The sequence below is a fragment of the Ruegeria sp. ABV3_008 genome, from assembly GCF_056161185.1.
The window spans coordinates 131,520-139,097 of record NZ_JBSWYP010000013.1; the positions used below are offsets into that span (position 1 = coordinate 131,520).

Consider the following 7,578-nt stretch of genomic DNA (forward strand, 5'->3'; position numbering starts at 1 on the left):
AGTTCCAATCAGAAGAACGACGAAATCTCGTCCAGAGGTTTCTTCATCTTGGCAACGGAGGGAACAGTCGCGGCCTCTGATGGGTGACCAACGGCGATAATCATTGTGGGCTTTTCCGATGCCGGCCGTCCCAGCGCGTCATTCAGGAACTTCATCGGGTTCGGCGTGTGTGTCAGAGTCGAAAGCCCGGCGTGATGAAGGGCAGCCAACAGAAAGCCCGTTGCGATATTAACGCTTTCCGGGACGTAGTAGTTTTTGTACCGCGTGCCATCCTCGAACTCACCCCAGCGCTGGGCGAAAACCACGATCAGCCAGGGGGCAATGGTCAGGTGTTCTTTGACCGCGTTGGTCCCGATGGGCTCTAGCGCTTTGATCCATTCATCCCCTGCGCCGCCAGCATAGAAACGACGTTCTTCTTCTTCGGCTTCTTCACGGATGCGCTGTTTCAAAGCCGGGTCAGCGATGGCGGCAAAATGCCATGGCTGGTGGTTGGCCCCGGATGGCGCGGTGCCTGCGGTCCGCAAGCAGGTCTCAATTACTTCGCGATCAACGGGGCGGTCGATGAAATCTCGAACGGTATGGCGCTGTCGCATCTTGTCGTAGAATGCCTGCGCGGACTGCTGCATCTCGGCATCGCTCATCTCGCACCGGTCGGGCAGAGGGATCGGATCATAGCTGAGCGCATCGCGTGAGAACATTGTCTTACTCCGGATTTTTGCTGTTTATCTGGCGGTCGGCATCCGGGATCAAGGCCTTTGCAGCGGCTTGTTTTACAGCTTTGGTCAAGGGGGTCAGGGCAGATGACAACACGCGCCCAATCTGCCAATTGAGGGGCACGTCTAAAGGCGCGTCGGGCGCGACTTCGCAAAGCCTGCCATCCTGCAAAGCGTCCCGCACCAGGGGCTCGGGATTCATGCCCCAACCCAATCCTGCAATAGCGGCATCGACAAAACCATGGGAGGAAGGGACGAAATGCGAAGGCGGCGACAGTCGCTGCCCGGTTTGGGCCGCCATCCAGACCCTCTGAAGGCTGTCCTTGCGGTTGAAGACAAGGCAGGGCGCATTTGCCAGCGATCGTGAGGTCAATCCCGCGCTGAACCAACGTTTGGTAAATTCCGGGCTGGCCGTCGCGAGATACCGCATCGCGCCAAGGGCATGTGTATCACATCCGGTGACCGGTTGCCCTCCGACGGTGATTGCGGCGCTAACCTCGCCCCGGCGCAGCCAGTCTGCCGAATGCTCCTGATCATCGATCACGAGATCGAACAGCAGGTCCGGCACCTGCATCATCACATCGATGAACCACGCGGCCAGAACATCGGCGGGAAGGGCGATGCGCACCCGCGCCGGACCGGGGCCGCTTTCCAACGTCAGTTCGCGTGCAAGCTGGGACTCAAGCAGTCCGATATCCTCGGCATGTTTGGCAATCCGCAATCCGGCGGGCGTGGCGGTGCAGGGGGAGCCGCGATTGATCAGGCTGGTGCCGATGCGATCCTCCAACCCTCTGATCCGCTGGGATATTGCCGAGGGCGTGACGGACAGCTCTGAGGCGGCGGCATCAAAGCTCCCGTGCCGCAGAATTGCGGCCAGCGCGTTCAGGTGATGTGGATCGATCAGCATTAGTCAGACTTAATCCTATTCAGCATCTTTAATTTGATAGGCCGAAGCGAAGCCGCTAGTCAAACCTTCAAACGACAGGAGGTTTCATGTCCGCCCCACTCATCGCTGGCTTTGTCCTTAGCTTCAGTCTGATTCTGGCCATTGGTGCGCAGAATGCGTTCATCCTACGTCAGGGTCTGCGGCGCGAGCATGTGTTTGTCTTGTGCCTGACTTGTGCCGTATCGGACGCGATTCTGATTACCGCCGGGATTGCAGGATTTGGCACTCTGGCACAGGCCGCGCCGTGGTTTGAGACGGTGATGCGCTATGGCGGCGCTGCGTTTCTTACATGGTACGGATTGCGCAGCCTGTGGTCAGCCTGGCAGGGCGGCGCGGCGATGGAACTGGGGGAGAGCCAACGCACAAGTCTGCGGTCGGCGATGCTGACTGTGCTGGCCTTCACCTGGCTGAATCCGCACGTTTATCTGGATACTGTGGTGCTGATCGGCTCGATCTCGGCCCAGTATGAGGACCGGTTCAGCTTTGCCATTGGGGCCGTGTCCTCAAGCTTTGTTTTCTTCTTTACGCTGGGCTACGGGGCCAGGATATTATCGCCGTTTTTCGCACGCCCCCGCGCATGGCAGATGTTGGACGCGCTGATTGGGATTGTGATGCTGGGAATTGCGTGGAAGTTACTTGTCATGTGAAGGGTTGTTCTGCCGGTGAATTCGGTGTTCAACCGGGAACATGACAACAGCTTCCGCCCCTTCGCGCCCCGTAGTGGGAATGTTCTGGATGTTCGCTGCGGGTCTGGCCTTTGTAGTCATGACGGCGCTGGTGAAATCACTCGGCTCGACCATGGACCCGATTCAGGCCGCGTTTTTGCGCTACGTTCTAGGGTTGGTGTTTCTGTTGCCTGCTCTGCGGTCGATCCTGGCAACACGTTTGAGCAAGCGCGATCTCTCACTATTCGGGCTAAGAGGGGTCATTCACGGGGTGGCGGTGATGCTGTGGTTTTACGCGATGACTCGCATTCCTTTGGCCGAGGTGACGGCCATGAACTACATGACCCCGGTCTATGTCACGCTTGGCGCGGCCCTGTTTCTGGGTGAGAAGCTGGCCTTTCGCCGATTGGCTGCCATTTTGGTCGCCCTGATTGGCGTGTTGATCATTCTGCGCCCGGGCTTTCGGGAGGTATCAAGTGGGCATCTGGCCATGCTGGGAACGGCGCTGACGCTGGGTGGCTCCTACCTGCTGGCCAAACTGCTGGTGCGGGATATCCCGCCCTCGGTCGTGGTGGCCCATCTTTCGATCTGGGTGACGCTGGCATTGATCCCCTTTGCAATCGCTGTCTGGTCGCCGCCCACTCTGCGGGACATCGGGGTGCTGTTTCTGGTCGCAAGTTTTGCAACGGCAGGGCATTATTTCATGACATTGGCGCTGCAGGCCGCGCCGGTTGCGGTGACCCAGCCGGTCACCCTCCTGCAGCTTATCTGGGCGACGATTGTCGGAGCCTTGGTGTTCCACGAAAGCGTTGACATCTGGGTCGTGGCTGGCGGTACGCTGATCCTGACCGCCGTCAGCTTCATTTCCTGGCGCGAAGCGATGCTGAACAAACGCGATGTGACACCATCGGCTTTTGCACCCAAAGCATGAAAACATGCGTCCGAAAACGAGATTGATTGACGAGTCAATAAAAAGCGCCTAGCGTCGTCGGGAAATCCTGTTGCCCAGGGGGACGCGATGCCAAAAGTCGGAATGGAGCCTATACGCCGTGATGCGATCGTTCGTGCGACGATTGCCGAATTGGGCGTACAGAAATCTCTGGATGTGACCGTCAGCCAGATCGCCAAACGCGCGGGCATGTCCAGCGCGCTGGCGCACCATTATTTTGGCGGTAAGGATCAGATCTTTCTAGCCGCCATGCGGCAAATCCTGACGGATTTCGGCAAGGAAGCCCGGACCGAGCTGGCTGCCGCAGCCCCGGACCAACGGGCGCAAGCCATCATCCGCGCCTGTTTCGCGCATTCGTGTTTCACCCCGGACGTGATTGCGGCGTGGATGACCTTCTATGTCCTTGCGCAAACCAATGACGACGCGCTGCGGCTGTGGAAGGTTTATCAGGCGCGCATCCGCTCGAACCTGATCCATGCGCTGCGCCCCCAAATTGCCGAACCGATCAACGCGGCCGAGACCATGATCGCCTTGATCGACGGGCTGTATATCCACTCGGCGCTGAGCGCCCCGGAAGAACCTCAGCTGGCTGCCAATCACGCCTTGCGCGTCCTGAATACTCTGCTCGAGGGCGAAAAATGACAAAACCAAACATTCTGATCCTGATGGTGGATCAGCTGAACGGCACCTTGTTTCCCGACGGTCCGGCCGACTGGTTGCATGCGCCGAACCTGAAGAAACTGGCCGAGCGCTCGACCCGTTTTGCCAATGCTTACACGGCCTCACCGCTTTGCGCGCCGGGACGGGCGAGCTTCATGTCGGGTCAGTTGCCCTCACGCACGGGCGTCTACGACAACGCCGCCGAGTTTCGCAGTGACATCCCAACCTATGCACACCATCTGCGCCGCGCAGGTTACTACACCTGTCTGTCGGGCAAGATGCATTTTGTCGGGCCAGACCAGTTGCACGGGTTCGAAGACCGCCTGACCACCGATATCTACCCCGCCGACTTTGGCTGGACTCCGGATTACCGCAAACCGGGTGAGCGGATCGACTGGTGGTATCACAACATGGGGTCCGTCACCGGCGCGGGCGTGGCCGAAATCTCGAACCAGATGGAGTATGACGACGAGGTCGCTTACCACGCCAAGGCCAAGCTCTATGATCTGGCGCGCGGTAAGGACGACCGTCCGTGGGCTATGACCGTCAGCTTCACGCACCCTCATGACCCCTATGTTGCGCGCCGCAAGTATTGGGATCTTTATGAGGATTGCGAGCATCTGCTGCCCGAGATCTCTGATCTCGGCTATGAAAATCAGGACCCGCATTCCAAGCGTATTTTCGACGCCAACGACTGGCGCAGCTTCGACATCACCGAGGAAGATATCCGCAAGTCGCGCCGCGCGTATTTCGCCAATATCTCTTACCTGGATGACAAGATCGGTGAGATCCTCGAAGTGCTGGAGACGACGCGCCAAGAGGCGATCATCATGTTTGTCTCGGATCATGGCGACATGCTGGGCGAACGCGGGTTGTGGTTCAAGATGACGTTCTTCGAGGGCTCGTCGCGAGTGCCACTGATGATCTCGGCACCGGATTTACCTGCCGGACTGATTGAAACGCCTGTGTCCACCATCGACGTGACCCCGACTCTGGGCGCGCTAGCCGGTGTTGATATGGCCGAGATTGCCCCATGGACGGATGGCGAAGACCTCGTGCCACTGGCCAAAGGGCAGGAGCGGACAGCCCCTGTGGCGATGGAATACGCGGCCGAGGCCTCCTATGCGCCACTGGTCTCGTTGCGCTACGGCAAGTGGAAATACAATCGTTGCGCGCTGGACCCTGATCAGCTGTTTGATCTTGAGGCCGACCCACATGAACAGAACAACCTCGCCGATGATCCCGCGCACTCTGGGACCTTGCAAACGCTGCGGGCGAAGTCCGAGGCGCGCTGGGACCTAGACCGGTTTGATGCGGATGTCCGCGCTAGCCAGGCGCGCCGCTGGGTTGTCTACGAGGCGTTGCGGCAGGGTGGGTACTACCCGTGGGACTACCAGCCGCTGCAAAAGGCATCCGAGCGCTACATGCGCAACCACATGGACCTGAATATCGTCGAGGAAAGCCAGCGGTTCCCGCGCGGCGAGTGACCTCTTCTTCTTTTTGAAAATACGCCCGCCGGAGGCAGAGCAGGTTTCGAAACCTCTCACGGCGGATCTATGGAGACGTGAAATGGAATCAGATTTTGTCATTGTGGGTGCTGGCTCTGCTGGCTGTGCGATGGCCTATCGCCTGAGCGAGGCCGGGGCCTCGGTTCTGGTGATTGAACATGGGGGCACGGATGCCGGACCCTTCATTCAGATGCCCGCGGCGCTGAGTTACCCGATGAACATGTCGCTTTATGACTGGGGATTCAGCTCGGAACCCGAACCCAACATGAACAACCGCCGGATGGCCTGTCCGCGTGGCAAGGTGATCGGTGGGTCTTCCTCGATCAATGGGATGGTCTATGTGCGCGGCCACGCGCGGGATTTTGATACTTGGGCCGATATGGGTGCGGATGGGTGGTCTTATGCGGATGTGCTACCTTACTACAAACGCATGGAAAACTGGCATGATGGTGGCCATGGCGGTGACCCTGAATGGCGCGGCAAGGATGGTCCGCTGCATGTGTCACGCGGTCCGCGCAAAAACCCGTTGTTCCAAGCCTTCGTCGATGCCGGTCAGCAAGCGGGCTATGAAGTCACGGGCGACTATAACGGCGAAAAGCAGGAGGGTTTTGGCCCGATGGAGCAGACCGTCTGGAAAGGACGGCGCTGGTCGGCGGCAAATGCTTATCTGCGACCTGCTCTGAAACGTCCCAACTGCGACCTCGTCAAGGGTTTGGCATCGCGCGTTGTAATGGAAGAGGGTCGCGCAGTCGGCGTCGAGCTGGTGCGTGGCGGCAAAACAGAGGTCATTCGTGCCCGGCGTGAGGTTATTCTGGCGGCCTCGTCGATCAACTCGCCCAAGCTGCTGATGCTCTCGGGGATCGGATCGGCGTCGCATCTGGCAGAGCACGGCATTGACGTTGTTGCTGATCGCCCCGGCGTGGGTGCGAACCTGCAGGACCATCTGGAGTTGTATATCCAGCAAGCCTCGCTGCAGCCGATCACGCTGTACAAGCACTGGAACCTGTTTAGCAAAGGGGTGATTGGCGCGCAGTGGCTGTTCACCAAAACCGGTCTTGGAGCCTCGAACCAGTTCGAGAGCGCGGCGTTCATCCGGTCGAATCCGGGGGTGGAATACCCCGACATCCAGTACCACTTCCTGCCGATTGCAGTGCGCTATGACGGTCAGGCCGCGGCCGAGGGGCATGGGTTCCAGGCGCATGTGGGGCCGATGCGGTCTCCGTCGCGTGGGGCTGTGACTTTGCGGTCGAACAAGGCTGAAGACGCTCCGGTGATCCGGTTCAACTACATGAGTCACGAAAAAGACTGGGAAGACTTCCGCAAATGTATCCGCCTCACCCGTGAGATCTTTGGTCAGGACGCCTTCAAGCCCTATGCGGGCAAAGAGATTCAGCCCGGCGCCTCGGTGCAGACGGATGAGGAGCTGAATGCCTTCATCGCCGAGCATGCCGAGAGCGCCTATCATCCCTGTGGCACCTGCCGGATGGGGCGCGCAGATGACAAGAACGCCGTGGTCGACCCCGAAGGTCGTGTCATCGGTGTGGATGGTTTGCGCGTGGCTGACAGCTCAATCTTCCCGCAGATCACCAATGGCAACCTCAACGCGCCGTCGATCATGGTGGGCGAGAAGATGTCGGATCACCTGCTGGGCAAGGATGCGTTGCCGAGGGCCAATGACCGCCCGTGGATTCACCCGCAATGGGAGGTGGCGCAGCGCTGATTTGATCCGCGTCAAAGTGGGGTGGGGCGACATCCGATAAACCTGAATCGCAACGACATTTATTCAGGAGCGAACAGGAATGTCCCACACCCCGCATGAACTGGCCGAAGAGTTTCCAGACAAAGTTGAGGTGATGAGCCAGCTCAAGCAGACGGACGCTCATTTTGCGCGGCTGGCTGAAGAGTATCACGAAATCAACCGCCGCGTTCACCGCGCCGAAACCAATATCGAGCCAGTGGAAGAACTGGCCGAGGGCGAGATGCGAAAGAAACGCGCCGCGCTTAAGGATGAAATCTGGGCGATCGTGTCCAAGGCTTAACGCCAACAGGGGGGGGGGGGGGGGGGGGGGGGGGGGGGGGGGGGGGGGGGGGGGGGGGGGGGGGGGGGGGGGGGGGGGGGGGGGGGGGGGGGGGGGGG

Annotated in this window: 8 protein-coding genes; 6 read left to right on the forward strand and 2 right to left on the reverse strand. The window is 59.6% G+C overall.

The genetic code is table 11. The features are described from left to right. Positions 1–8 precede the first annotated feature (8 nt). A complete protein-coding gene (locus tag ACXAH8_RS19720; protein ID WP_475220312.1) occupies positions 9–698 on the reverse strand; it encodes a nitroreductase family protein in 690 nt (229 codons plus the stop codon). 4 nt (positions 699–702) lie between these two features. Beyond that, positions 703–1,620, reverse strand: coding sequence for a LysR family transcriptional regulator ArgP (locus ACXAH8_RS19725; RefSeq protein ID WP_475220313.1), 918 nt, complete (start codon positions 1,618–1,620; stop codon positions 703–705). Between the two features lie 86 nt (positions 1,621–1,706). On the opposite strand from ACXAH8_RS19725, the gene ACXAH8_RS19730 reads away from it, so the two are divergent. The 6 genes from ACXAH8_RS19730 to ACXAH8_RS19755 all read left to right on the forward strand — a co-directional run bounded on the left by ACXAH8_RS19730 (position 1,707) and on the right by ACXAH8_RS19755 (position 7,480). Next, complete coding sequence (locus ACXAH8_RS19730; protein WP_475220314.1) at positions 1,707–2,306, forward strand: LysE/ArgO family amino acid transporter; 600 nt, start codon at positions 1,707–1,709, stop codon at positions 2,304–2,306. Between the two features lie 40 nt (positions 2,307–2,346). Next, on the forward strand, positions 2,347–3,255 hold the full coding sequence (locus tag ACXAH8_RS19735; RefSeq protein ID WP_475220315.1) for a DMT family transporter: 909 nt from the start codon (positions 2,347–2,349) through the stop codon (positions 3,253–3,255). Between the two features lie 87 nt (positions 3,256–3,342). Then, positions 3,343–3,915 carry a choline-binding transcriptional repressor BetI gene (gene betI / locus ACXAH8_RS19740; protein ID WP_170378015.1) on the forward strand — a complete coding sequence of 191 codons (573 nt, stop codon included), beginning with the start codon at positions 3,343–3,345 and terminating at the stop codon, positions 3,913–3,915. Further along, positions 3,912–5,420: a choline-sulfatase gene (gene betC / locus ACXAH8_RS19745; protein ID WP_475220316.1), complete on the forward strand. Its 1,509-nt coding sequence runs from the start codon at positions 3,912–3,914 to the stop codon at positions 5,418–5,420. The genes betI and betC overlap by 4 nt, the downstream gene beginning before the upstream one ends. An 82-nt stretch (positions 5,421–5,502) precedes the next feature. Continuing rightward, entirely contained in the window at positions 5,503–7,161 is a 1,659-nt protein-coding gene (gene betA, locus ACXAH8_RS19750) for a choline dehydrogenase (protein ID WP_475220317.1), read from the forward strand. Between the two features lie 79 nt (positions 7,162–7,240). After that, a complete protein-coding gene (locus ACXAH8_RS19755; protein ID WP_170471799.1) occupies positions 7,241–7,480 on the forward strand; it encodes an HP1242/YdcH family protein in 240 nt (79 codons plus the stop codon). Positions 7,481–7,578: the final 98 nt, after the last annotated feature.

What these genes read in the sequence shown, in the direction of transcription:
- ACXAH8_RS19720 (WP_475220312.1), bottom strand. Translation starts at nt 698, where the DNA reads ATGTTCTCACGCGATGCGCTCAGCTATGATCCGATCCCTCTGCCCGAC.
- ACXAH8_RS19725 (WP_475220313.1), bottom strand. Translation starts at nt 1,620, where the DNA reads ATGCTGATCGATCCACATCACCTGAACGCGCTGGCCGCAATTCTGCGG.
- ACXAH8_RS19730 (WP_475220314.1), top strand. Translation starts at nt 1,707, where the DNA reads ATGTCCGCCCCACTCATCGCTGGCTTTGTCCTTAGCTTCAGTCTGATT.
- ACXAH8_RS19735 (WP_475220315.1), top strand. Translation starts at nt 2,347, where the DNA reads ATGACAACAGCTTCCGCCCCTTCGCGCCCCGTAGTGGGAATGTTCTGG.
- betI (WP_170378015.1), top strand. Translation starts at nt 3,343, where the DNA reads ATGCCAAAAGTCGGAATGGAGCCTATACGCCGTGATGCGATCGTTCGT.
- betC (WP_475220316.1), top strand. Translation starts at nt 3,912, where the DNA reads ATGACAAAACCAAACATTCTGATCCTGATGGTGGATCAGCTGAACGGC.
- betA (WP_475220317.1), top strand. Translation starts at nt 5,503, where the DNA reads ATGGAATCAGATTTTGTCATTGTGGGTGCTGGCTCTGCTGGCTGTGCG.
- ACXAH8_RS19755 (WP_170471799.1), top strand. Translation starts at nt 7,241, where the DNA reads ATGTCCCACACCCCGCATGAACTGGCCGAAGAGTTTCCAGACAAAGTT.